The sequence below is a fragment of the Massilia jejuensis genome, from assembly GCF_042656795.1.
In the GTDB taxonomy this organism is placed as follows: Bacteria; Pseudomonadota; Gammaproteobacteria; order Burkholderiales; family Burkholderiaceae_D; genus Telluria; species Telluria jejuensis.
The window spans coordinates 165,325-191,193 of sequence record NZ_JBHSMS010000036.1; the positions used below are offsets into that span (position 1 = coordinate 165,325).

Below are 25,869 nucleotides of genomic sequence, written 5' to 3' on the forward strand. Positions count from 1 at the left end.
ATGCAAACCATCCCATTCAACAAGCCGTTCATGACCGGCCGCGAACTCTGGTACATCGCCCAGGCCCACACCAACGGCCACCTGTCCGGCGACGGCGCCTTCACCAAGAAATGCCATGCCTGGATCGAGTCCAGCACCGGCACCCGGCGCGCCCTGCTCACGCACTCGTGCACGGCCGCCATCGAAATGGCAGCGCTACTGGCCGGCATCGGACCCGGCGACGAGGTGATCATGCCCTCCTACACCTTCGTCTCGACCGCCAACGCCTTCGTCCTGCGCGGCGCGGTACCGGTCTTTGTCGACATCCGTGCCGACACCCTCAACATCGACGAGACCAAGATCGAGGCAGCCATCACGCCGCGCACGCGCGCGATCGTGCCGGTGCATTACGCCGGCGTCGCATGCGAGATGGACACCATCATGGACATCGCGCGCCGCAACAACCTGATCGTGATCGAAGACGCGGCCCAGGGCATCATGTCGACCTACAAGGGCCGCGCCCTCGGCACCATCGGCCACCTCGGCGCCTATTCGTTCCACGAAACGAAGAACATCATTTCGGGCGAAGGCGGCGCCTTGCTGGTCAACGCGCCCGAGTTCGCCGAGCGCGCGGAGATCATCCGCGAAAAAGGCACCAACCGCTCGCAATTCTTCCGCGGCCAGGTCGACAAATACACCTGGGTCGACGTCGGCTCGTCCTACCTGCCGGGCGAAGTCATCGCCGCCTTCCTGTGGGCGCAGATGGAAGAAGCGCAGAATATCACCGCGCGCCGCCTGTCCCTGTGGGACCGCTACCACGCGGCGCTGGCGCCGCTAGAAGCGGCCGGCAAGCTGCGCCGCCCGGTGCTGCCGGCGCACTGCGTGCACAACGCGCACATGTACTATGTCCTGCTCGATTCGCTCGAGGAGCGCACGCGCGTCATGGCCGCCATGAAGGAGCGCGGCGTGAGCACCGTCTTCCACTACGTGCCCCTGCATAGCGCACCGGCCGGACGCGAGTACAGCCGCACCCACGGCAGCATGGAACACACCGACGCACTGTCCGAACGCCTGCTGCGCCTGCCGCTGTGGGTAGGCCTGGAGGACCAGCTCGACAAGGTCGTCGCGGCCCTGGCCGAAGCGCTCTGACGCCCGCGGCGCCGGATTGTCGCCGCATTTTCTTATCCGCCGGACGCAGGCCCTGCCCGACCGGCGCAACCATTGAGCTATTCGAATGATTCTAGTTACAGGCGGCGCAGGCTTCATCGGTTCCAATTTCGTCCTCGGCTGGCTGGCGCAATGCGACGAGCCGGTGATCAACCTCGACAAACTGACCTACGCGGGGAACCTCGGCAACCTGCAGTCGCTGGCCGGCGATCCGCGCCATATCTTCGTGAAGGGCGATATCTGCGACGAGGAGCTGGTCGCAAGTTTGCTCGCGCAGCACAAGCCGCGCGCGATCCTGAACTTCGCCGCGGAGAGCCACGTCGACCGCTCGATCCACGGCCCGCGCGACTTCGTCATCACCAACGTCAACGGCGCCTTCGCGCTGCTCGAAGCAGCCCGCGGCTACTGGCAGGGCCTGGACGACAGGGACAAGGCGGCGTTCCGCTTCCTGCACGTTTCCACCGACGAAGTCTACGGCACGCTCGGACCCGAGGATGCACCGTTCACCGAGACCACGGCCTACGCGCCCAACAGTCCCTATTCGGCATCGAAAGCGGCGTCGGACCACTTGGTGCGTGCCTACCACCACACCTATGGTTTGCCGACGCTGACGACCAACTGTTCGAACAATTACGGCCCGTATCACTTCCCGGAAAAGCTGATCCCGCTCATCATCGCCAACGCGCGCCAGGGCAAGCCGCTGCCGATCTACGGCGACGGCCAGCAAGTGCGCGACTGGCTGTACGTCGCCGACCATTGCACGGCGATCCGGCGCGTGCTCGACGCGGGCCGCTGCGGCGAAACCTATAACATCGGCGGCTGGAACGAGATGGCAAACCTGGATGTCGTACGCATCCTGTGCGGCATTCTCGACGAACTGACGCCGAAGGCGGCCGGCAGCTACCTTGACCAGATCGTGCACGTCCAGGACCGCCCTGGGCATGATCGGCGCTATGCGATCGACGCGCGCAAGATCGAGCGCGAGCTCGGCTGGAGGCCGGTCGAAACCTTTGAGTCGGGTATCCGCAAGACGGTCGAATGGTACCTCGCGCACGACGACTGGGTGCGCAACGTGCAGTCGGGCGACTACCTCGGGTGGATGGACACCAACTACGCGAACCGCGCTACCCCGGAGAGGAACGCACCATGAGCAAGCTGCAACGCAAAGGCATCATCCTGGCCGGCGGATCGGGCACCCGACTGCATCCGATCACGACCACCGTCTCGAAGCAGCTGCTGCCTGTCTACGACAAGCCGATGATTTATTATCCGCTGTGTACGCTCATGCTGGCAGGCCTGCGCGAGATCCTGATCATTTCGACGCCGCGCGACCTGCCGCGCTTCCAGGAGCTGCTGGGCGACGGCAGCCAGTGGGGTATCGAGCTCAGCTATGTGGTCCAGCCGTCGCCGGATGGCCTGGCGCAAGCCTTCATCCTGGGACGCGATTTCCTGGACGGCGCGCCCTCGACCCTGATCCTTGGCGATAATATCTTCTACGGCACCGACCTGGCCGGCAAGCTGCATGCCGCCGGCGAACGCGCCGAGGGTGCGACGGTCTTCGCCTATCATGTCACCGATCCCGAGCGCTATGGCGTCGTCGAATTCGACAGCGCACGGCGCGCCGTCAGCGTCGAAGAAAAGCCGCGCCGGCCGAAATCGAATTATGCGATCACCGGTCTGTATTTCTACGACAGCGATGTGTGCGACATCGCCGCGCGCATCGAGCCGTCCGAACGGGGCGAACTGGAAATCACCGACATCAACCGCATCTATCTGGAACAGGGCGCGTTGAACGTGGAGTTGATGGGCCGCGGCACCGCCTGGCTCGACACCGGTACCCACGATTCGCTGCTTGACGCAGGACAGTTCATTGCAACCATCGAAAAGCGCCAGGGCCTGAAGATTTCATGTCCCGAAGAGATCGCATTTCGCAAGGGCTATATCGACCGTGCCCAATTGCACCAGCTGGCAGCGCCACTGGCCAAGAGCGGCTATGGCCAGTACCTGCTGAAGATCGAGCAGGAACGCATGGAATAAGCCGGGAGGCGGGCGCGACTCCCGCCCCCGTCGCTTTCCTGCCCCTGGAATCGTCACGGCGTCGGAATCAAGGCCACGGGACGGGAAACGCCTGCGATTCCCGTTCTTCAAGTAAGGCCGAAACACCTTGCCGCCTTGGCGAAGCGCGGAAGGCGAGGTGCTTGCAGCCTAGGCCCCTTCCCTGCTCGATTCCTTTTGCGTGAAGAGACGCACAGTCAGGCAGGTCATCGCTTCGCTAGCATGGTCATCACGTCGCGTTCACGCCGAATGCGTGCTAAACGCTACCCAAGGATGGATGATGGCAACCGGCTCGCCCCCCCGAAGATAACGCAGGCAAGCCCCTCGACCGGCAAGGTGACGGGCAGAGCGTGGGCGTGCCCGCCGCGGGCGAGCTCGAGGGTAGCGTTTTTAATCCGCTCGGCAACAGCGTAGGCCGCAAGCACTGGCAGGCCGGCTACATCGAAGCGCCCGGCTTCCAAGATCGCGGCAACATCTTCTTCGCCGCCGTCGAAATGACGCGCATGCCGATGATCGTGACCGACCCGCGCCAACCGGACAACCCGATCGTCTTCGTCAACCGCGCCTTCCTCGACCTCACCCTGTACGAAGAGAAAGACTTGATGGGGCGCAATTGCCGGCTGCTACAGGGGCCGCAAACCAATCCCGACACGGTCGGCGACATCCGCCATGCACTGGCCGAACGGCGCGCGATCGCGCTCGATATCCTGAACTACAAGGCCGATGGCACCCCCTTCTGGAACGCGCTGTACATCGGCCCGATCTTCGACCAGGAAGGCGAACTGCTGTATTTTTTCGCCTCGCAAATGGACATTACCCAGCGCCGCGCGAGCGAGCAGTCCACGCTGCAGGCGCAGAAGATGGAAGCGATCGGCCAGCTGACGGCCGGCATGGCCCACGATTTCAATAACCTGCTGCAAGTTATCAACGGCAACCTCGAGCTGGCCCTGCTCGGCCTGGGTTCGGCCACCCGCGCGGCCGAGCCGATCCGGCGTGCCCAGCGCGCGGCCATGAAGGCCGGCAAGCTGACCCAGCAACTACTGACCTTCGCCCGCAAGCAGCGCCTGGAACCGAAACGCGTCAACCTGAATGCCTTGCTGGTCGAATTCTCGGAATTGCTGGTGCGCACCCTGGGCGACCGGGTCGCGCTCCAGCTCGACCTGAAACCCGGCCTGCCCAGCTGCAAGCTCGACCCGACGCATTTCGAGATGGCCCTGCTCAATGTCCTGATCAATGCGCGCGACGCCATGCCGAACGGCGGCCAGGTGCGCGTCAGCACAGCGCTGGTGCCGGGCCAGAACGGTGCCGCCAACGACCCCGGCGGCGGCCAGGTCGCGGTATGCGTGGCCGACGAAGGAGAAGGCATGGCGCCCGAAGTCGCGCAGCGCGCTACCGAACCCTTCTTTACGACCAAGGGGCCCGGCACCGGCCTGGGGCTGGCGATGGTGCATGGCTTCGTTCAGCAGTCGCGCGGCCGGCTCGAGATCGACAGCACGCCCGGCGAGGGCACGACGGTGCGCATGGTGTTTCCGGTCGAGAGCCTGGTCCATGCGCCGGACGAGGCCACGCCGCCCGAGGAAGAAAGCGCCAAGGCGCGCATCCTCGTGGTCGAGGACAACGAGGATGTGCGCGAGCTTGCCGAAACGATGCTCGAAGCGGCCGGCTATGCCGTGGTGTCGGCCCCGAGCGGCGAACAGGCCCTCGACTTGCTCGAGGAGGATCAGGCCATCGATCTGGTGTTTACCGATGTGATGATGCCGGGCGGTATGAACGGCTTGCAGCTGGCCGACCAGGTGCGCGCGCGCCGGCCCGGCACACCGGTCCTGGTAACCACAGGCTACATGGACGAGTTGCCGATAGGGCGCGGGGAGCGGCTCGATATCCTCGGCAAGCCGTATCGCCAGGAAGATCTGCTCGCGCGGGTGCGGGCGATTTTGCCGAAGCAGGACAGGTAAGAATACGGGCGGCCACCGCCGGTCGCTGCGTGAGCCGGGACGGACGTCGCAACGGCGTAAAAAAACCCGCGGGCCTTTCGGTACGCGGGTTTTTTCGAACGCGGATCTACTGCTGCTGCGGCTTCGGCAACCCGCCCAGCAAGGCGGCGATCTTCTGCTTCGGCTTGGCCGAAGCAGCGGCCGACACGCCCGGGTTGACGTCCGGGCGCGGCGCGCTGGCCGGCTCGTAGGGCTTCAGGAACCACGGATCGACCTTCTCGCGGCGCGGCAGCGGGCCGGCGCCATAGCTGCGCGCCGGACGCTCGGTGCGCACTTCGGACTCGCTGCGGCGCGGCGCACGCTCGCTGCGTTCGCCGCCACGCTCGGGACGTTCGCCGCGCTGCGGACGCTCGCCGCGTTCGCCGCGTTCAAATTCGCGTGCGCGCGGACGGACCACGAAGCCGGCCAGCTCGCCGCGCGTGATGTTCTGCTTGATCAGCTTTTCGATGTCCGCCAGCAGGCGCTCATCCTTCTCGGTGTACACGGACAAGGCGTCACCCGAGGCGCCGGCGCGGCCGGTGCGGCCGATGCGGTGCACGTAGTCTTCGGCGTTGTAAGGCAAGTCGTAATTGATCACGCACGGCAAATCCGTGATGTCGAGGCCGCGCGCGGCGACGTCGGTCGCCACCAGCACTTCGATCTCGCCCTGCTTGAACGCCTCGAGGGCGGCCATGCGTTCCTGCTGGGTCTTGTCGCCATGGATGGCCGAGGCCTTGATGCCGGTCTGCTCGAGGTGGCGCGACAGGCGCGACGCGCCGATCTTCGTGTTCGAGAAAATGATCACCTGCTTGAGTTGACGCTCGCGGATCAGGAATTCGACGACGTCGCGCTTTTGCTCTTCCTCGACCTTGTAGACGATTTGCGTGACTTTCTCGGCGGTGGCGTTGCTGCGCGCCACTTCGATCAGCACCGGCTTGTCGAGGAAGCTGTTGGCCAGTTTCTTGATCTCCGGCGAGAACGTGGCCGAGAACATCAGGTTCTGGCGCTTCTTCGGCAGCAGGTTGATGATGCGCTGCAGGTCGGGCAGGAAGCCCATGTCGAGCATGCGGTCCGCTTCGTCCATCACCAGCATCTGCACCTGGGACAGGCTGACGTTCTTTTGTTCGATGTGATCGAGCAGGCGGCCCGGGGTGGCGATGACGATCTCGACGCCGCCCTTCAGGAGCACCGTCTGGCCCTTCATGTCCATGCCGCCGAAGACGACGGTCGAGCGCAGCGGCGTGTGGCGCGAATAGGCTTTCACGTTGTCGGCCACCTGCACGGCCAGCTCGCGCGTCGGCGTCAGCACCAGCGCGCGCACCGGGTGACGCGCCGGCGACATGCTGCTGTTGGCGTGCGCCAGCAGCAGCTGGATGATCGGCAGCGAAAAGCCCGCGGTTTTGCCCGTACCGGTCTGGGCGGCGCCCATGACGTCGCGGCCCTGCAGCACGACCGGAATCGCCTGGGCCTGGATCGGGGTCGGATGGACATAGCCCTGGTCGGTCAGCGCGCGCAGGATTTCCGGCGCAAGGCCGAAATCGGCAAAGGTCACGCCCGGTTCGACAGCCGCGACTTCAGTATTCGGTAATTCAGACATTGTTCTTTCCGGGAGTAGGGAAACCGATCATGAATCGGGCCCTTTGATTCAACTTGCTCTACGTGGCATTGCTTCGACGGCCTGACCGCGCGGGCCCAGCAGGCGTGGCCGGCACTGACAACTGCTGGAGGGGCGGGCGAGCCGCCAGCTGGGGCACGGCCAGTGGCCGGCTCGGTGGCACGTTGCGCCGGCAAAACCGGAGCGCAGACGTAGAGACACAATATATCGCCCTCAAGGTTACCTCAAATCCACGACAGTGTATATGGATTCGTGCGCAACGGGAACGAAGCAGATCGCGGCGCCGACCGCCGGCAGCACCGGCGCCCGCTTCAGGGAAAAGTACGGCAGGCGGGTCTGCCGCAAGCGCAGGCCGGTTCGCAGCGCGGCGGCGGCGCCCGTTTCCCCGAAAACAGGCCACTCCGGAATCGGAGTATATTTTTTCCAAGATTGGAGTACTCAGCCTTTATGTTTCCAGCCGCGTGCATGCGCCGCGCGTTCAGCGGCGGGACCGAGCGGCGTGCCGGCAATGCGTCCGTCGATGGCGTCGAGCACGGCCGGCGGCAAGCCGTTGCCGTCCATCCAGGCCGCGCCCGCCGCGCCCTGTGCCAGCACGGGAATCTTCCACTGACCGCCGTCGCGGCAGGCCAGGCCGGCCGTCGTGTCCATCACGAAGCTGCGGCAGTACTTGCCATCCTTGGCCAGGAAACTGATGCCGATGCGTACCCGTCCCGACGGTCCGGGACTGGACAATTGCGCGCTCAGCGCCGAGGACAGCTGGCCTTGCGCCACCAGCACACCATCGGCGCCGCCAAGGGAAGCGAATTCGGTTTCGCCCTGCCAGGCACGCCAACCGAGGCCGCCGGCCAGCGCCCCGGCCACCAGGGCGACGGCCACGGCACTCCAGTGGCGCAGCGTCCAGGCCGGCGGCGGCGGCGCGGGCAGCGGGCCGTTGCGCGCGGCGCGTACCATGTCGAGCTGGATCACTTTCGCGGCGCCCGGCGCGTCGTGGGCATGGCCGTGGGCGCCGCCCTCGCGTCCGCCGGCCACCACCCCATACACCCGGCTGCGCCGGGCGCGCAGCTGGGACACGCGCGCGGCGATCGCCGGGTCGGCCCGCAGCGCCCGTTCGACAGCCGCGCGGGCCGGTTCGGCCAACTCACCGTTGACGAATGCGATCAAGAGTTCGTCAGAGAATTTCATGGCGGCTAGGAAGTGATCAAGCCATGTTCGTCGAGCACATCGTGCAGCAGCTCGAGGCGGATGACCGGGTTGTCGAGCATGAGCATGTTGTGCTTCTGGTTATTCGGCAAAGGCAACAATTCGCACCAGCGGTTCGCGACCCAGCCGCAATCGTCGAGCTGGAACGGGGGCTGCACCGGCCAGCGTTCCTGCGGCACGTCGTACAGCGAAGCCAGCACCCGGTCGAGCGCGTCGGCGGCCCCTTGCAGCTCGGCGGGAATGCGCACGGTGCGGTCGCCCTCCACCAGTTCGACCTCGGCAACCCACAAACCGTTCAGTCTTTGCTGCGACGATGCCACTGCAAAGCGCGCGCCGCCGCGGCAAACCACCTGCAGCAAGCCGGGCGTGGTGGCCGCGGTATCGCAGACGGTGGCCATGGTGCCGCTCTCGACGAAGCGCTCGGGCTGGCCGCCCCGCGTGCGCACTTCCTGCCCCTGGGTCAGGAGGACGACGCCGAAGGGCGTGTCCTCGGTCAGGCAACGGCTGACCATGTCGAGGTAGCGCGCCTCGAACACCTGCAGCGGCAGCACCCCGTCCGGGAACAGCACCGTGCTCAGTGGGAACAATGGAAGGGAAATCGTGGCCATGCCCCATCATGACAGAATCGACCGGCGGACCGCAGCACGATTGCTCACGCGGCGACAGGCCCTCCGCCTCAGTCCGAACGCTTACGCCGGCGGCGCCACCAGCGGCAACGCGCGCAGCCCGCTCGCAAGCGCCTGCAGGCGCCAGCGCAGGCGGTCCCAGCCGGGATCCGGCAGGCCCACCACGCGCACCAGCAGCGTGCCGCCCGCCACGTCCGGACAGGCATAGGCGAAGCTGCCCGCGGACTCGAACGGCAAGCGGAATTCCTGCCCGGGGAGCAATTGCAGGGGCCCGAAGACATGCGGCTTGCGGTCCAGATTGCGCAGCAGCAGGACATCCTGCACCCCGAGCGTCAGGCGCACCTCGCGCGGGAGCGGCGGCGCGCGCCGCTCCGCCATCGAGGCAGGGGGCGCCGGGAAGGTGAATCCACGCTCCTGGCTGGGCGTGCGCAGCGGCGCCAGCGCGCCGTACAGCAGCGCCAGCAACAAAGCACCGACAAGGGCGCACGGCAGCCAGTGCCGGCGCAGGACGGGATGGGGAGGAAACATGGGCAAGCAGAATGGATGGGCGGTGGATTGTAGCATCGGGCATATTGATTTATGTGAACAAAACGCGGGATGCGACGGGCCGCCGGCGGGGCATTCGTGCGCCCGCGCCGCGCTTGACCGCGTATCCTGAGACAGCCCCGCGCCCCGTGCCGGGGAGCCGATCATTCCACCGCCGCGCGACCGTACCCAGACCCCCACTACATGCAGCGTCCAGACCCCGACGAGACCATCCCCACCCCCGGTGCGCCCGCCGGCCGGGGGTGGGGACCCCCGATACTCGCCGGCCTGGTCTTTCTGCTGTCGCTGCTGCTCACCTGGAGCGCGTGGAACAGCGCGCGACGCGACGCCGCCGCCGACCTCGCCTTCCAGTTCGATTACCGCGCGCGCGCGCTGGTCACGACGACCGTTCGCCGCATGGCCGTCTACGAACAGGTGTTGCGCGGCGCGCGCGGCTTCATGCGCGGCAGCGTCGACATCGGCCGGCGCGAGTTCGCCACATATTTCCAGAGCCAGAATTTGCAGGAGCACTTTCCGGGCATCCAGGCGCTCGGCATTGCGCGCATCATCCCGCGCGCCCAGCTGGCGGCGCACGAGGCGGCCGTGCGGGCCGAGGGTTTCCGCGGCTACGCCGTCCATCCGGCGCCGGCGGGTACCTTCGCCACGGCGATCACCCGTATCGAGCCCTTTGCCGGCCGCAACCTGCGCGCCTTCGGTTTCGACATGCACAGCGAACCGGTGCGCCGCGCCGCCATGCAGGCCGCGCGCGACAGCGGCGCGGCCGCCCTGTCGGGCAAGGTGGTGCTGGTGCAGGAAGGGCGCAACGCCCACCCCGGTTTCCTGATGTACGTGCCGGTCTACCGCCAGGGCGCTTCCACCGCCAGCGTCGACGCACGCCGCGCCGCCATTGTCGGCTGGGCGTACGCGCCCTTCCGGATGGCCGACCTGATGCGCGGCATCGGCGGCGCCCACGCGGCCGACCTGCAGGTGGCCATCTACGACGGCGCCCGTCCCGAGCCGGATGCCCTGCTGTTCCATTCGCAGGACGCCACGGCCTGGCGCCAGCCGCTGCTGCGGCGGTCGCTGCCGGCCACCATTTCCGGCCGTCCCTGGCTGGTCGACATCGCCTCCTCGCCCGCCTTCGAGGCCCGCCTCGACACGCGCCGCCCGCGCATCATCGCCGTCACCGGCATCGGCCTCGGCTTCCTGCTGAGCGTGGTGGTGTGGCTGCTGGCCACCGACCGGCGCCGCGCGTTGCAGCTGGCGCGCGCGATGACGCTCGAACTGCGCCAGTCCTACGAACGCATCGACGCCGAACGCATGCGCATGGACTCGATCCTGCAAAACACTTACGACGCCTTCGTCGCCGTCGACGCCGCCGGCCGCGTGACCGACTGGAACCCGCGCGCCGTCCAGCAATTCGGCTGGACGCGCGAGGAAGCGCTTGGGCGCGACGTCGGCGAACTGCTGGTGCCGCGGGAACAGCGCGTGCCGGGCCAGCACGGCTTTGCGCAATTCGCCGCCGCCGGCGACGGCGGGCGGGGCCTGGACGCCGCCGGGCGCGACCCGGCCGGCGCCCCGCCCCAGGGCCGGCCACTGGTAACGGGCGAACCGGCCGAGGTCATGGCGCGCCACCGCGACGGCCGCCACGTGCCGGTCGAGATCGTCGTGGCCGCCCTGCCCGCCGAGGCCGGCCACGGCGCCAGCGCCTTCCTGCGCGACATCACCCCGCGCCGCGAAGCCGAGGCGCGCGAACACTTGCGCCAGCAGCGCCTGGACGAGGCGCGCATGGCGCTGGCGCGCTCGCAAAAGCTCGAGGCGGTCGGCAAGCTCACCGGTGGCGTGGCCCACGACTTCAACAATATCCTGCACATCATCAGCGCCAACGTGCAACTGATGCTCAAACCCGGCACCAGCGATGACAAACGCGAAAAGCGGCTGCGCAACATCCTCGACGCGGTCGAGCGCGGCGCGAAACTGTCCTCGCAGCTGCTGGCCTTCGCCCGCCGCCAGCCGCTGCACCCGAGCCTGGTCGACATCGGCCACCTGCTCGAACGCATGGACAGCCTGCTGCAGCGCGCCGCCGGCGAAGCGGTGCAGGTCGACCTCGCGCGCGAAGGCGACCTGTGGCCGGCGCTGGTCGACCCCAACCAGCTCGAAAACGTGCTGCTCAATTTGGTCATCAATGCGCGCGACGCCATGGGCGGCGAGGGCAAGGTGAGGATCGCGCTCGACAACCTGGCCGTCGACAGCGCCGCCGCCGCGCTCGACCCGGAAATCACGCCCGGCGACTACGTGCGCATCGCCGTCTCCGACAGCGGCGAAGGCATGCCGCCGGAAGTGATGGAACGCGCCTTCGAACCCTTCTTCACGACCAAGCCCGAAGGCAAGGGGACCGGCCTGGGCCTGTCGATGGCGCACGGTTTCGTGCGCCAGAGCGGCGGCCATATCCGGATTGCCAGCGTGGTCGGCGCCGGCACGACGATCAGCATCTACCTGCCACGCGCCGCCGTGCCGGCCGATGCCGCCGCTGCCCCGGTCCCGGCCACGTACTGAGCGCGCCGGGGCGCCTACGGCGGCCCCACCTGGGCCGGGCGCGCCCCCAGATGGCGGGCGATCGACTCCATGTGCCGTTCATCGGTACCGCAGCATCCGCCCACCACATTCATGTGCGGCAAGCGCTTGTGCAGCGCCAGGTATTGCTCGCCCAGCGTTTCCGGGTCTCCCTCGTCGAGCCCGGTCGCCGCGTCGAGTTCGGCATGGCTGCGGCGCGAGGCGTTCGCACGCAGGCCGCGCAAGCGCGCGCGCCAGGGACCGGCCCCGAGCAGCGCCGGCGCCACATGGGCCGGATACACGCAGTCGACCATGTAATAAGCGGCATGGCTGCCGGTTTCGGCATCGGTGCGCAGGATGGCGTCGGCCAGCGTGTCGCCGGACGGCAAGCGGCCATCGGTCTCCAGCGTGAAAGAGATCGCGACCGGCATGTCGCAGGCCGCGGCAGCGTCGACGATGCCGATCGCCTCGTCCGGATAAGCCATCGTGAAGGCGGCCACCATGTCGGCCTCGGTGCCGGACAAGGTGGCGATCTGCGCCAGGTGATAGTCGCGCGCCGCGGCCGCGCCCATGCGGCGGTCGGCGCGGTAGCCGGCGCCGCGCGGCCCGACGTTGCCGCTGATGACGAACGGCGTGGCCGGGCTGTCGCAGGCCGCGCGCACTTCGGCCAGCAGCGCCGCCGCGTCCCGGTTGGCGTCGGCCAGCGCAAGCGCGTTATAGCCCAGGGCTTCGCCCCAGTCGAGGTTGGCGCGCCAGGTGGGAGTTCCCAGGACCAGGCCGGTGCGCCGCGACTGGGCCAGGCGGGCAAAGCGCTCGACATACTGTCGCAGGGCCGCGCGCCCGCGCGCATCGCGCAGCAGCACGAAGGCGGAAAACCAGGGCAACGTAAAACCTTGCTGGAAGGAGAGCATCGTTTCCAGTCCGGCGTCGGCCAGGAACAGGCGGCCGTCGAGTTGGGGCAAGCGTTTGCGGTAGCGGCTCATGAAACTCTCCGAAAGGCGTCGGTGTGTCACTTCTTGGAACGTCGGGCGCCGCGCCGGTTCCCGCGGCGCCCTGCCGCGCGCCTGACGCCGCGCAAGACGTTCGGACACCACTGGTTCGGACACCACTGCAGCGCCAGCGCCACCGCCGCGGCCCGTGTATGCAAAGCGCGACAAGTCCGCGGTACGCGCGCGAACGCACATTCGGAACACGGCCGCTCTGGCACACTCGCACGGTAAAGGAGATTGCCCATGAACGCGCCATCCACCGCCCTGCCTGTCCACCGCGCCATCCCGCCGGCGCCCGGCTTCGACAACACCACCGCGCTGCTCGGCGAGGGTTACCGCTTTATCGGCAACCGCTGCGACGCGCTCGGCTCGGACATTTTCGCCACCCGCCTGCTGCTGCGCCGCGTGGTGTGCGTGCGCGGCGCGGCGGCGGCGCGCATGTTCTACGAGCCGGGCCGTTTCACGCGCAAACGCGCCATTCCCGCGAACACGCTGGCCATGCTGCAAGACCATGGCAGCACGCAAGACCTGGACGGCGAGATGCACCAGGTGCGCGAGGCGATGCTGCTGGTCTTGCACTCGCCGGCGGCGCGCACGCGCCTGGTCGACCTGGCCGAGCGCGAATGGCGCGGCCGTTTCGAACGCTGGCCGCGCCAGCGCAGCCTGGTGCTGCTGCAGGAAGCCCAGGCCGTGCTGTGCCGGGCCGCCTGCGCCTGGGCCGGCGTGCCGCTGGCGAGCGTGGAGGAAGAAGTGCTGCGCACCGCGGAATTTTCGGCCATGATCGACGGCGCCGGCAGCATGGGGCCGCGCAAGTGGCTGGGCTCGGCGCTGGGCCGGCATACCCGGCAATGGGCGCACGATCACATCGCCCAGGTGCGCGCAGGACGTCCGACCGACCCCGACAGTCCACTGGCCGCGATCGCCTTTCACCTCGATGCGCAAGGCGAAGTGCTGTCGACGGCGGACGCCGCGGCCGAGCTGATCCATTTGCTGTGCCCCGTGGTGGCGGTGGCCCGCCATATCGTCTTCGGCGCCCTCGCCATGCACGAGCACCCGGAATGGAGTGCGCGCCTGGCCGGCGGCCACGACGCCGACCTTGCCGTGTTCGTCGAGGAAGTGCGGCGCTACTACCCGTCCTTCCCGGCCATCGGCGGCCGCGCGAACCACGCCTTCGCCTGGAACGGCATGCTGTTCAACAAGGACGACTGGGTCTTGCTCGACGTGTACGGCACCAACCACCATCCGGATACCTGGCCGGATGCCGAGCGCTTCCGGCCGGAACGGTTCCAGGGCCGGCAAGGCGGCGCCGTCCCGGCCCGGGGCCAGCCCTGCCCGGGCGAGACGATCGCCATCGAGCTGACCAAGTCGGCGCTGCGCCTGCTGGCCGGCGCCATCGATTACACGGTGCCGCCGCAGGATCTCTCGATCAGGCTGGAGCGCATGCCGGCGCTGCCGGCCAGCGGCCTCGTGATCGCCGAGGTGCGGCCGCGCTGAGCGGCCTCAGGCGGCGTCGCGCAGGAAGGGCGGCGGCGGCAGCGGGCCGCGCCCGCTCGGGGCGTGCTCGGCCACGCGGCCGCGACCGTGCAGCTTGGCCTCGTACATGGCGGCGTCGGCGCAGCGCAGCAGGGCGTCGGCGTCGGACGCGCAGTCCGGGTACACGGCCACGCCCAGGCTGGCCGAGATGCTCAAGCTCAATCCCTCGGTCATGAAAGGCCGGCTCAGCTCGCGCAGGATATCCTCGGCCACCTTTCTCGCATCTCCATTGCCGGCCATCCGCGGCAGGAGCACGACGAATTCGTCGCCGCCGAGCCGAGCCAGCGTGTCGGAGGCGCGCAGGGTGGCGCGCAGGCGCGCGGCGAGTTGCTGCAGCAAGACGTCGCCCACCGCATGGCCATAGTTGTCGTTGACCGGCTTGAATTTGTCGAGGTCGAAGAAGATGAGCGCCAGGCGGTGCTCTTCGCGCCGGGCGGCCAGCAAGGCCTGGCGCAGGCGGTCGCCGAACAGCAGCCGGTTCGGCAGGCCGGTCAGGATGTCGTGGTGCGCCAGGTGGCGGATCTGTTCTTCCTGCAATTTGCGGGCGTCGATGTCGGCCACGGTGCCGACGATGCGCAGCGGCTCGCCGGCTCCGTTGCGCTCGGCCACCTGCCCGCGCGCCAGGATCCAGCGCCAGTTGCCGTTGCCCAGGCGGGTGCGGTACTGGGCGGTATAGTCCGGCGTGACGCCGGCCAGGTGGGCGTCGAGCGCGTGCAGGACGGCGGCCGCGTCTTCCGGATGGGCCATCGCAAGGAAGGCGGCGCGGTCGAATGGCAGCAGCGTGCCTTCGGCGTCGACGATGCCCTGGGCGCTCGGCGAGAGGGTCACCAGGCAGCTGCCGAAACTGTAATCCCAGACGCCCTCGCCGGTGGCATTCAGGGCCAGCTTCCAGCGCGCTTCGGCGGCCGCCAGCGAGGCGACGCCACGGCGGCGGTGATCGAGCGCGGCCAGCGCGGCCAGCGCGGCCCAGCCGGCCAGCGCCAGCAGCAGCGACACGGCCGCGCCCGTGTAGCCCAGCCAGCGCTTTTGCCGGGCATAGCGCGCCTGGGCATCGCGCACGGCCTGTCCGACGGTCACCAGCATGCCGTACTCCGGCAGCGCGCTCCAGCCGTAATGGCGCTCCACGCCATCGAGGCGGCTGACGCGCTGGAAGGTGCCGCCCGGCCCGCTGCCGGGGACGTAGGGGAAACCGCCGAGCACCTTGCCGCTGTCGCGCATGACCCCGTCCCGCGTGGTGCGCGCCACCACGATCCCGTCGGTGCGCACCAGCGCGATCGACGCATCCTTGCCGAGATCGATCGTGTTGTAGAAGCGCGAGAAATAGGCAGGCGACACGCCGGCGACGATCACGCCCGCGAGCTTGCCCCGGGCGTCGAGGATGGGGCGCGAAAACTGCGCCGTCCAGCGGCCCGACAGGCGGCCCTTGAGCGGCCGGCCGACGAACAAGCGGTCGGCCGGGGCGCCGCGCAGGTGCGTGCTCACGTGCTCGCGGTCGCTCAGGTCGAGCTTCGATGGCGCATCGGGACTGCTCGCAAACACGAGGCGGCCGTCGACATCGGTGATGGCCACGTCGATGCGCAGGCGGCCCTGCATATAACTGTTGAGTTCGGCGACGATGGCGCCGAACTGCTCCGGATTGCGTCGCCAGCTCAGGCGCAACTGGCTGAGCGACAGATCGATCGTGACAATCCCCGATCGCACTTCCTCGGCGAACGCACGCGACAGGTTCTCGACATGACGCTCGCTCTCGTCGCGCGCGACATGGCCCAGCTGCGCCCGTTCGTAGGCGATGAACAGCCAGACCAGGGGCAGCGCCACGGCCAGCAACACCGCCAGGCGGCGCAACACGCTGGACCGGAAATAAGCGCCGGCATCGCGCCAGGGGCGTGGGGAAAATGTAGTTCGGGAAGGCATCGGCCGGGAAAACCCGGCACGATAGGCGGGCTTGCAAGTGTTGACGAGAAATTAAGCGCTGAATTTTACAGTCGTGCTATTTGCATCACAAGCATTGACTGATAGTTGTTGTTTTCAGGCATCGTTTTACCCGCCATGCATGACATATTATTTCATGTACTGGCTCTTTTTGAAATTTTCTGTCGTCAATGCGCCTGCTTCCCGCGCTCGGCAATTGTCCGCCCCGTTCGCCGCGATTACGCATAATGAAAGAAAACGAAGGATAGACGATGGAACTGCAGTTCTTGGGCACCTCCTCCGGCACGCCCAGCCGCGCGCGCAACGTCTCGGGCCTGGCGCTGCGCGCGAGGGGATCGAAGCACTGGTATCTGGTCGACTGCGGCGAAGGGACGCAGCACCGCATCCTGCGCACGAATTTCTCGCCGATCAGCTTGCGCGCGATATTTGTCACCCATATCCATGGCGACCACTGCTATGGCTTGCCGGGACTGCTGGCCAGCGCCGGCCTCCTCAACCGCACCGAGCCGCTGCTGATTGCCGGTCCGCCGGCGGTCGAGCGCTTCGTGCGCGGCGTGATCGAGAGCACCGGGCTGCGCCTGCCGTATGCGGTCGAATTCGCCGCGGTCGAGGCCGGTTGGACGGTCGCCACGCTGCCCGACTTCCGCATCGAGGCGGCGGCGCTGTCGCACCGGGTGCCCTCGTTCGCGTTTGCGTTTACCGAAAAAAGCATTGTGCGCCGCCTCGACACGGCCAAGCTCGAACGCGACGGCATCGCCTCCGGTCCCGGCTGGGGCCAGCTCCAGCGCGGCGAAGACATCGACCTGCCCGACTGCCGCGTGGCGCGCAGCGCCGACTACCTGCTGCCCGGCCGGCGCCAGCGCAAGGTCATCGTGGCCGGCGACAACGATACCCCGTCCCTGCTCGCCGAACAGGCGCAGGACGCCCAGCTGCTGGTGCATGAGGCGACCTATACCGAAGACGTGCTGCAGAAGATCGGACCTGGCCCCCAGCACAGCTCGGCGCGCGCCACGGCTGCGTTTGCACAGGAGGCCGGCCTGCCGAACCTGATCCTGACGCATTTCAGTCCACGCTACCAGCAGGCGGGCAACGGGCCGTCGATGGCGGACATCGAGGCCGAGGCGCGCGCAGCGTACCGGGGAAACTTGTTCCTTGCCAGCGATTTGCAGCGGTACGCGCTCGACCGCCATGGCGTGCTGACGCTGCTGACCGATACCTGATCAAGCCAGCTGCAAGGATTCGATCCGATCACGCCCGTTGCGCTTGGCCTGGTACATCAGCGCGTCGGCGGCCGCGATCAGGCGCCGCAGCGGGGCGTCGCTGGCCAGGGCGGTCCGGTCGACAGCGGCGACGCCGAAGCTGGCCGTGGCGCGCAGCGCGGTCGCGCCGTCCTGGGAGATCAACGCGGCGCCCGCGAACGTGGCGCGCAGGCGCTCGGCCAGGTGGAGGCCGCCCGCCAGGTCCGTGCCCGGCAGGACGATCAGGAATTCCTCGCCGCCGTAGCGCACCACGCTGTCGACCCCGTCCCGGATCGCGGCCTGCAGGATGCGCGCGAAACTGCGCAAGACCATGTCGCCGTCGCCATGGCCGTGGGTGTCGTTGATGTGCTTGAAATGGTCGATGTCGCACAGGAGCACGGTGAGGCTGCCGGCGTCCGGCACGCCCATCAGCTGTTCGTGCAGGTAGCGGCGGTTGAAGCAGCCGGTCAGGTGGTCGCGCTCGGCGGCGTGCTTGAGCACCGACCAGGAGCGGAACTCCGCGCGCGAGACCTGGTTGAAGCGGCGCGCGGCGAGAAAGCCGAAGGTATTGACCAGCACCAGCAGCATCCCCATCGTCAGTTTGTCGGCGCCGGACATGTGGCCGTATTGGCCGGCGAACACGACGAAGGCCAGGGTGGCCGCCACCGCCAGGCCGGCGGCGTAGCGCAGGCGGTTCGGGATGTAGAGGTAGACGACCACCAGCATGATCGCCAGCGACATCGCATGCCAGTGGAATTCGTCCGGGCGCAGCACGCTGATGAACATGAGGCAGGCCAGCGCCACGCCTTCGGCCAGCGAGGCGGCCAGGCGCGTGGCGCGCACCGGCAAGCGGCGCCGGTAGGCCAGCCAGGCGCAGGCGCCGGCCGTCACCGCCACGCCGATGCGCGCGGCCAGCAGCGCCATGGTGTCCGGTCCCCAGCCGAGGGCGGCCAGGTCGGTGGCGAAAAAGCCGAGATAGAACACGGTGCAGAAGCTGAGCGTGAAGCCCAGCAGCGCGCGGGTCTGCTCTTGCTTGTGCGCGAGAAAAGCCGCTTCGTTGGGTGCGCGCGCGAATTCGCCGGTGAGCGCGTTGATTTCCATGGTGTTCACTTCGATGCGCATCCTGCGGAACTGATCGAGGCGCCATTGTGACAGCAGAATGGGTGACCAACACTCACCATTTGTCACGGGGACGGCTTTGCCCCGGCCAGAGCGCGCTTCAGCGCGCGCCCGGATCGATCGTCACCGGCCCCACCGACACCGTCAGGCGCAGCGCGATATCCACGGTCAGGCTCGGCGCTTCGCGCCTGTCCGGCGCCACCTGCCGGTCGCGCTGCGGGCGGGGGGCAATGCCCGCCCCGGCACGCGCCTGGCGCGCCACCAGGAAGGGCTGGGGCGCGGGCAGGTCCGTCAGCTCGCGCCGCAGCAGGTCCTGGCGGCCCGCGAGCGGCGCCCGCGCCAGGTGATGCAGCAGGCTGCTGACCCGGGTGCCCTCGTTGCCGATCCAGCGGATCTCGCTTTCCGGGATGCCGCGGGTCCAGGCCCGTCCGCCCCTGGTCACGATGGCGCCGTCGATCACGCAGGGCACGCCGCGCCGGTGCAGCGCGACCACTTCCCACTGGCGGTTGAAGACCGGCGCGCCCGAGGAGCCGGGCAAGGTATCGGCCTCGTACAGGAAATAATGGTCGACCAGGTCGAGCACCTTGTTGTTGCTCAGGACAATCTGCTTGTAGTCGCCTTCGGGGTGCTGGATGATGTTGACCGGATAGCCGCGCAGGATCTTGCCCTGCTGCGGATTGAGGCGGTTCCAGCCGAAATGGGCCAGCGGCGTGCCTTCCTGGGCCGTCGGCGCGAGCGCCACCAGCGTATAGTCCAGCAATTCGTCGGTCACGAAAAACGCAGCGGGTTCGAACGCAAACACCGACGTCGGCAGGGGGTCGCCTTCCTCGCCGAGCTGGTAGTCGAAACGCACCACCGCCTCGGCCGCCTCCTGCGCCGAGCCGAGCACGTGGTGGTTGGTGAGGAACAGGCGCGGCGACACCATCGAGCCGGTCGCCAATGGTATCAGGCGCGCGTCGAGACCGGCCACCGTCTCGCGCCGGCATACCTGTCCGACGAAGCGGCCGATGGCGATGGCCTTTTGCAGGGTGTCGAAACTGAGCAGGTCGTTGGTGGCGAGCACGCGCTCGGTGCCGAAGGCGCCGAACAGGTCCGGCGCACGCGCCCCGGCCCAGAGCGCCGCGCCGTTGCCCGTTTCCAGCTGGTGCTTCAGGTAGGCTTCCTTGCGTTCGATCGGCTCGGCCGCCGGACCGAGCGCGCGCGTGCGCTCGATGGAGGGCATGGCCGCCTGCCAGCGCCGGGCCGCGTCGGCATAGACTTGCTCGATCGTGCTCATCGCGCCTCCCCGTGCGTCGCCGTTTCCGGCTACACCATGATCTGCCAGTCGGCGCCCGAGTCGTAGCTCGCCTTGTCCGGCTTGACCGACAGGTGCAGGTGCGCCTTGTGCGGATTGGCCCCGCCATAGCTGCGCCACTCCCAGGGGGCGGCGCCGTCGATGGCGCGCGAATGCATGATGCGCCGGTTCCAGATGACGTACTTGACGCGCGGGTCGCGCGCCGCCTGCAGCGCGCGCGCCAGCTTTTCGGCGCTGCAGCCGTTGCCCGGGTCGTCGGTGATGTCGAGCGCCGTGACCACGCCGAGGCCCCCCTCCTCGACCCAGGGATTGTGGTCGGACTTGCGCGTGCGGTGGCTGGCGTCGCCGATGGTGCCGTCGGCGGCCCGGCTCCTGCACGGCGCCAGCCGGTTGACCTTGTCGCGCAGCGCCGCCAGGCTGTTCGCCACGCGCCAGTCGGCGCCCGCTTCGGCCAGGTCGGGCAATTCGGCCAGCGCCGCCTCGGCGTCGTCGTCCAGGTTCGGCGTGCGTTCCCGTTCGAGCGCGCCGCTGCCGGGACGCACGTGCCCTCCTTCGCCCAGGGCCTGGCGCAGCATCGACGCGAAGCGCCCGGCCACCGCGTCGAAGCCGGCGTCGGTCGGATGCAGTTCGTCGGCCCAGCGTCCGTCCACGACGCGGCGCACGTCGACATGCCAGGCGTTCGGATAGGCGCTGGTGCGCTCGCCGTTGCCGCACAGGCGACGCTGCAGTTCGTTCAGGCGGTCGATCAGGGCGTGCACGATCTGCTCCTGCAAGGCATGCTCGCGTATGCCCAGCTGCTCGCGCATGGGCCGAGCGAGCCATTTGTCGACCGCGACCCAGCCTGGGCGGCGCGTGTCGCCGGGGGCGCCGCCCGGGATGGCGTAGTCGTAGCCATGGCAGACGATCGGCAGATGCGGGAACTCGCGCGCCACATTGTCGAACACGCGCCGCAGGCAGTCCTCGACGAAGCGGAATTTCTGTTCGACGGCGGGCGTTTCGAGGTACCAGGCGGCCGGCCTGCCCGCCTCGAAACGCTTCAGGATCTTGCCGATCACGGCCTCGCCGCGCGCGTCTTCGCCAACGATGTCGTTGCCGCCGCCGGAAAACAGGAAGGCGCGCACCTTGCCGGCGTTGCGGCGCAGCGCCGCCATGTACTCGGCATTGTCGTGCACCATGTTTTGCAGCGTGTCGCCGGCCGCGTCGACGCTCCAGATATTGAAGTCGTCGCGCAGCTTGTCGACCACGTCCGCCAGCAGCATCGGGAACTGGAACCAGGAGTCGCCTTCGGACACCAGCACCGGGCGCCGGTCGCCGCGCGCCATGCGGGCCTTGAAGATCTCTTGCCGGCGCAGCCGGCTCAAGCCGTTCCCCCACGCCATCATCATCGCGCCTTCGACCGTGTCGGCCGGCGTGGCCACGTCGACCAGCGCGGGATTCGGGATCACGGCCGGCGCGAACGGGCGCGAGACCGACGCGTCGAACACGAAGTACGGATGCAGCGCGGCGTCGTCGATGTCGGGATTGCGCACCATTTCCTGCAGCGCGCGCATCGAGATGCGCCGCCCTGCCGGCGCGCCGTGGGCAGGCGCCAGCGCCACCGGGGACGCCGGCGGCGCGGTGCCCTGCGCCTCGCCGGTGCCGAGGTCGAAGGCGATGCGCAGGGTGACCGGAATCTGGATGACGCCTTCGGCCGGCTGCGGCACGGGTGCGGGCGCGGCGGACTGCAAGCCGGCGCCGGCGGCATCGGCTTGCGGCGCGCCGCTGGTGCGCTGCGGCGCCTGCGCGCCGTCGGCCCGGTCCCAGGCGCCTTGCCACAGGTCGGTCACGGCAAGCTTGCCGTCGAAGTTGACGCCGGCGTCGAGCACGCGCCGGTCGCGCGCCAGCTCGTGGCTGGGCACCGCGTAGTTCGCCTTCAGGTATTCGCCGGCGAAGTGCAGTCCCACCACGCGTCCGCTGCCGACCTCGATCACGGCCGAGCCCGAATTGCCGCCCAGGGTCGAGCTGTCGTGCACCATCGCATCGACTTCGTTCTCGAAACTGCGGATGCGCGTGCGCTGCCGTAGCTTGCCCGGCTGCAAGCGCTTGACGTCATACACACGGCCGAAAATGCGGTCCTGCAGCGCCAGGTCGTTGCGCGGATCGCGTGCCGGATAGCCGACGACGACCATGTCGCGCCCGACCATCTCTTCGGGCGCGCGCACCGACAGCGTCAAGGGCCGGTACGACGCCGGCAAGCCCGACACCCGCAGCAGCGCCATGTCCCAGTAGGGATGGATCATGAGCACTTGCTCGATAGTGAAGGGTGTTGCGTTCTCGGGCAGGCTGCCGTACTCGCACTCGAAATCGACGAGGGCGTCGCCGGGCCGGTACAGCAGCCGCTGCGAGCCGAGTCCCTCGGCGAACAGGCGCGCGACGTGGCGGTTGGTCATCAGCAGCGAGGGGCCGACCAGGAAACCGGTGCCGCCGTACGGCACCGTGTACATGTTCGGCAGTTCGATGCGGCCGATCGCGCCGAGCAGCGGATTGATACGGCTGCGCACTTCGGAGGTATCGAGCGCGGACCAGACCCCGCCCACCTGGTCGTAGGTTTCGGCGCGGACGAAGACGGCCGGCCGGTCGTGCGCCAGCACGATCGCCTCGACGCTGAGCAATTCCTCGGGGCTGACTTCGGCATCGCGCTGCTCCTTGAGCTTGCGCACCCCTTCGATGGCTTCGTCGTAGCCGAGCCGGATGCCGGCCACGCCGGGCGGCGCGTCGGGCGCCTCGAGCGGCGCGGTTGCGGCAGCCTGTTCGGGCGTCGGCATCGGAAGCGATTCGATATCGTCGCCCGGAGATACTTGCCGCAGCATCGAGCGCACGCGGCGTACCCGTTCCATGTGGTTCATGTTGTTCTCCCCCAGCTTGCTCGCCGTCAGCAGGAGACCGAGGGACAGGACACGGGTGGCCAGGTCCGAGTATCAGCGCATCGCCAACGCTGAAAAGCGAGCTCTTGCTATTTGTCGGCGCCGCGTCGATAGAGCGATGATGCAAATCAGTGTAGCAGCCGACAAGTGGTGTGCAAGGACGGCCTACGAAGTGTCAGCTTGTGGCAACGCGGCCATGGGATGAATCGGCGGTAGGCCAACGATGCGCGAGGCGAGCGACGCGCATGTCGATCGCGAGTCCAATTATGGCTCAGGGGTGGCTGCAATAGCGGTGGCGATTCAGGATGCAAAGAAACAAGAGCCTAATGTAACGTAAGCTCTTGATTTAATTGGTAGGCCCCCCCGGAGTCGAACCGGGCACCAACGGATTATGAGTTTGCCAGCGAAAGCATGTCCGTAGGGAAATCGAGGTAAAGTAAGCGAAGATTGGTGAAGGCAATAGTATACAACGAATCAATGGGTTAGCGAAATATAGATCAATCTACGGATCGTTACGAGTGTACCGCTGCTGTACCGGATTCGCACCCAAGTGGGGAGGATAGCCAGCGCAGTGGTGGACTTGCGGATGGTGGCGTTGTGGGCTTCAGCCGAACATGCTATCGCAGAGGCAAGGTCGAGGCGGATACGAGTCCTGAAACAGCAGCGACATCCGGGCGCACGTCCCTTGTCGCGCCTCGTGCAATAGTTTCGCAGCAGAGCATAGCGATTGCCCTTCCCATCTTTTTGCTGGGGTTTGAGATGAAATTTGAAAACGTCCACTGGGATGTTGGCTCGATGGAAATCGACTGAGTCTACCCATCAATCCTCGCAATCGGCGACTCGTAATTCGGTACCCATTTCAAGGCGGCTCTCTGCTATCGGTTCGATGGCGAGCGTCGCCCAAATAAAACGGCCTCGCTCAGTGGCCTTGAGCGCGACACTTTGTCAAAAAGACAGTCACCGCCGACAAAGCGGTGTGAGGGTGTTCCTCGTGCGGTACATGACGGCAGTCATCGAGAACGAGCAGTTCGGCGTGGGGGACGCGGCGCTGTATTTCATATAACTGCTCCAGCGTTCCAAATTGGTCTTGCTTGCCCTGTATCGCTAGCAGCGGGCTCGCGATGCTTTGAATTATCTCGGCGATGCTCCAGCGGCTGAACGCGGCAGACAGCCAACAATCACTCCAACCCTGGAATACGCCGGCAGGGTCGTCGTGCAGGCATGCAAGATGAGCCTCCAACCGCCCGTCGGGCCAGCTTGCCTGCAGCCGCGCGATGCGCTCGCGCGCCAACTGTTCGACAAACACATGCGGGGCCAGCACCACCACAGCACCCGCATGCCCGGGGAATGCTGCGGCATACAGCAGCGCGATTGTGGCGCCATCGCTATGTCCGAGAATAATCGGAGGCTCGCGTGCGGCATCGATGCCGAGTGCGACAAACAACGCAGGCAGGTGCTCGCGCGCTTCCCGCTCCATGTAATCCACTGGCCAGCCCTGTCCAGATGCAGGGCGCGCCGTCGAGTGCCCGTAACCGTACCGCGAAAAGACCAGGCCGCGGCAGCCGCTAGCAGCACACAAGGCGCGCGGCCACCGCCCCCACGTCGCGGCCGAACCGAGTCCTTCATGCAGGAATACAATCAATGGCGCATTGGCGCGCTGGCCGCTGATCAATTCATATTCAAGTGTGACGGTCCGACCATCAAGCGCGATCGCAATATGCTGCAAGTCGGCTCCTTTGCTATTGGCGCGGACTGGCCAGGAAATCGGACAGCGTGCCGCGAGGGGCAATGCTACCACCACCCGCTGAGCCATTCACCGCCAGCCAGTCATGCCGGTTGATGAGGATGCCGTCGTTGCGCAGCGCGCGTACCAGCCGCTGCGCCCGTGCCGGGTCGCCGGTCCATACGCTGACCGAGCGCGCCATGCACATCGCATTGGCGCAGGCGACCGCTTCATTGTCTTCTTCGAACCGGCCAATCGAGATAAATGGCCCGTAAATTTCCTCGGCTGAGGACGCGTCAGCGCCAGCTCGTTCGACCACCAGCGTCGGCGACAGGAAATAGCCGTGGGACAACTCGCCGCCCGCACGACGGCCCTGCAGCACCACTTCGCCGCAGCGCTCCAATGCGCGTTCGGTGCGTACGCCGACTGCAACGAGCGCCGAGGCATCGATCAGCGGCCCCATAGCGCAGCCGAGGTCGTCACCGGCCCCGACGATGACCTGCCCCAGTGCTCGTTTCAGCGCCGCCTTGGCCTGGTCGAAGCAGGACGCGTGCACCAGGATGCGACTCGGTGCGGCGCTGTGCTGGCCGGCGGCGATCAGCGCCGCGGTCGCCAATTTCCCTGCCATGACGTGCATGTCGACGTCTGAAAACACCAGGCTGCACGACTTGCCGGCCAGGTCAAACAGCAGCCGCTTGGCGCTGGGAGCGGCAGCCTGCGCCATCCTGCGGCCGGTCTCGCGCCCCCCTGTGAAGCACAAGATGTCAACGCCGCGCGAGGCGACCAGTTCGCACGCCACCTGTTGCCCCGTCTCCGACACGACGTTCACCACGCCCTGGGGCAATCCCTCCACTGCCGCCAGTTCACCGATGACCGCCGCGATGACCTGCGCGCATTGCCGGGCAGGCTTGACGACGGCACTGCAGCCGGCAGCCAGCGCCGGCGCCAGCGACGCCACCAGCAGCGCCACAGGAGCATCCCAGGGAACCAGGATCGCAACCACACCTGCAGGCTGCGATACTGACGCCGAGATGATCCCAGCACCTGCAGCCTGCAGCAGCCTTCCTGCCTCCTGCCGCACGCACGCGATAGCAGCGGCAATCTCCTGGCGCGACTGCGCCAGCACCTTGCCGTTTTCAAGCGTCAGCAAGTGCGCCAGGTCGCCGCGCCTTGCGAGCCGGTCGGCCCAGCGCAGCAGCAGTGCTGCGCGCTGCGCCGGGTCACGCGACAGGCTGCCGCGCTCGAACGCGCTCCGCGCCGCGTCGATCGCCTGCCGCGCATCGGCAGCCTCGCCGGCGGCGAAACTGCCGATCTCGCGGCCGTTGGCCGGATTGATGCTGTCGCCCTCGCGCGCTGCGGCGGCCGCCTGCCATTGGCCGCCGATCAGGTTGAGTGCGCGCAGACGCGGTCCCCCGCCTGCTGGCGCTCTTGTTTTCATGAGAGTA

At 67.7% G+C, this 25,869-nt stretch carries 18 protein-coding genes; 7 read left to right on the forward strand and 11 right to left on the reverse strand.

Annotation, left to right across the window (positions count from 1 at the left end; translation table 11 throughout):
- From rffA to ACFPOU_RS11360, 4 genes are all read left to right on the forward strand, one after another.
- Positions 1-1,128, forward strand: a complete 1,128-nt coding sequence (gene rffA / locus ACFPOU_RS11345) for a dTDP-4-amino-4,6-dideoxygalactose transaminase (RefSeq protein ID WP_379720888.1) — start codon at positions 1-3, stop codon at positions 1,126-1,128.
- 85 nt (positions 1,129-1,213) lie between these two features.
- Positions 1,214-2,296 (forward strand): dTDP-glucose 4,6-dehydratase, encoded by a 1,083-nt coding sequence (gene rfbB / locus ACFPOU_RS11350; RefSeq protein WP_379720891.1) that lies wholly within the window; start codon positions 1,214-1,216, stop codon positions 2,294-2,296.
- Positions 2,293-3,183, forward strand: coding sequence for a glucose-1-phosphate thymidylyltransferase RfbA (gene rfbA, locus ACFPOU_RS11355; RefSeq protein ID WP_379720894.1), 891 nt, complete (start codon positions 2,293-2,295; stop codon positions 3,181-3,183). The genes rfbB and rfbA overlap by 4 nt, the downstream gene beginning before the upstream one ends.
- A gap of 368 nt (positions 3,184-3,551) precedes the next feature.
- The gene (locus ACFPOU_RS11360) at positions 3,552-5,156 is read left to right on the forward strand and encodes a histidine kinase famiy protein (protein WP_379720897.1); all 1,605 of its coding nucleotides are present in this window, start codon (positions 3,552-3,554) and stop codon (positions 5,154-5,156) included.
- Between the two features lie 106 nt (positions 5,157-5,262).
- On the opposite strand, the gene ACFPOU_RS11365 is transcribed toward ACFPOU_RS11360, so the two are convergent.
- The 4 genes from ACFPOU_RS11365 to ACFPOU_RS11380 all read right to left on the reverse strand — a co-directional run bounded on the left by ACFPOU_RS11365 (position 5,263) and on the right by ACFPOU_RS11380 (position 9,143).
- On the reverse strand, positions 5,263-6,771 hold the full coding sequence (locus ACFPOU_RS11365; protein WP_379720900.1) for a DEAD/DEAH box helicase: 1,509 nt from the start codon (positions 6,769-6,771) through the stop codon (positions 5,263-5,265).
- Between the two features lie 456 nt (positions 6,772-7,227).
- Positions 7,228-7,971, reverse strand: coding sequence for an anti-sigma factor family protein (locus ACFPOU_RS11370; protein WP_379720902.1), 744 nt, complete (start codon positions 7,969-7,971; stop codon positions 7,228-7,230).
- 5 nt (positions 7,972-7,976) lie between these two features.
- Positions 7,977-8,597: an LON peptidase substrate-binding domain-containing protein gene (locus tag ACFPOU_RS11375; RefSeq protein ID WP_379720905.1), complete on the reverse strand. Its 621-nt coding sequence runs from the start codon at positions 8,595-8,597 to the stop codon at positions 7,977-7,979.
- Positions 8,598-8,678: 81 nt separating this feature from the next.
- Positions 8,679-9,143, reverse strand: coding sequence for a hypothetical protein (locus ACFPOU_RS11380; protein WP_379720908.1), 465 nt, complete (start codon positions 9,141-9,143; stop codon positions 8,679-8,681).
- 201 nt (positions 9,144-9,344) lie between these two features.
- Between ACFPOU_RS11380 and ACFPOU_RS11385 the strand changes: the two genes are divergently transcribed.
- Positions 9,345-11,696, forward strand: coding sequence for a CHASE domain-containing protein (locus ACFPOU_RS11385; protein ID WP_379720911.1), 2,352 nt, complete (start codon positions 9,345-9,347; stop codon positions 11,694-11,696).
- A 14-nt stretch (positions 11,697-11,710) separates the two neighbouring features.
- Here ACFPOU_RS11385 and ACFPOU_RS11390 read toward each other — a convergent pair whose 3' ends face one another.
- The gene (locus ACFPOU_RS11390; RefSeq protein ID WP_379720914.1) at positions 11,711-12,676 is read right to left on the reverse strand and encodes a homocysteine S-methyltransferase family protein; all 966 of its coding nucleotides are present in this window, start codon (positions 12,674-12,676) and stop codon (positions 11,711-11,713) included.
- Positions 12,677-12,925: 249 nt separating this feature from the next.
- Here ACFPOU_RS11390 and ACFPOU_RS11395 point away from each other — a divergent pair, with 249 nt between their 5' ends.
- Positions 12,926-14,176, forward strand: coding sequence for a cytochrome P450 (locus tag ACFPOU_RS11395; protein WP_379720917.1), 1,251 nt, complete (start codon positions 12,926-12,928; stop codon positions 14,174-14,176).
- A 6-nt stretch (positions 14,177-14,182) separates the two neighbouring features.
- Here ACFPOU_RS11395 and ACFPOU_RS11400 read toward each other — a convergent pair whose 3' ends face one another.
- Complete coding sequence (locus ACFPOU_RS11400; RefSeq protein WP_379720920.1) at positions 14,183-16,063, reverse strand: sensor domain-containing diguanylate cyclase; 1,881 nt, start codon at positions 16,061-16,063, stop codon at positions 14,183-14,185.
- A gap of 335 nt (positions 16,064-16,398) precedes the next feature.
- Between ACFPOU_RS11400 and ACFPOU_RS11405 the strand changes: the two genes are divergently transcribed.
- Positions 16,399-17,367 (forward strand): MBL fold metallo-hydrolase, encoded by a 969-nt coding sequence (locus ACFPOU_RS11405; protein WP_379720923.1) that lies wholly within the window; start codon positions 16,399-16,401, stop codon positions 17,365-17,367.
- On the opposite strand, the gene ACFPOU_RS11410 is transcribed toward ACFPOU_RS11405, so the two are convergent.
- The 5 genes from ACFPOU_RS11410 to ACFPOU_RS11430 form a co-directional block, all read right to left on the reverse strand.
- A complete protein-coding gene (locus ACFPOU_RS11410) occupies positions 17,368-18,486 on the reverse strand; it encodes a GGDEF domain-containing protein (RefSeq protein WP_379721240.1) in 1,119 nt (372 codons plus the stop codon).
- A gap of 118 nt (positions 18,487-18,604) precedes the next feature.
- Complete coding sequence (locus tag ACFPOU_RS11415; protein ID WP_379720926.1) at positions 18,605-19,780, reverse strand: trypsin-like serine peptidase; 1,176 nt, start codon at positions 19,778-19,780, stop codon at positions 18,605-18,607.
- Positions 19,781-19,809: 29 nt separating this feature from the next.
- Entirely contained in the window at positions 19,810-22,683 is a 2,874-nt protein-coding gene (locus tag ACFPOU_RS11420; protein ID WP_379720929.1) for a trypsin-like serine peptidase, read from the reverse strand.
- Between the two features lie 937 nt (positions 22,684-23,620).
- Complete coding sequence (locus ACFPOU_RS11425) at positions 23,621-24,427, reverse strand: alpha/beta fold hydrolase (protein WP_379720932.1); 807 nt, start codon at positions 24,425-24,427, stop codon at positions 23,621-23,623.
- 13 nt (positions 24,428-24,440) lie between these two features.
- Positions 24,441-25,862, reverse strand: a complete 1,422-nt coding sequence (locus ACFPOU_RS11430) for an aldehyde dehydrogenase family protein (RefSeq protein ID WP_379720935.1) — start codon at positions 25,860-25,862, stop codon at positions 24,441-24,443.
- Positions 25,863-25,869: the final 7 nt, after the last annotated feature.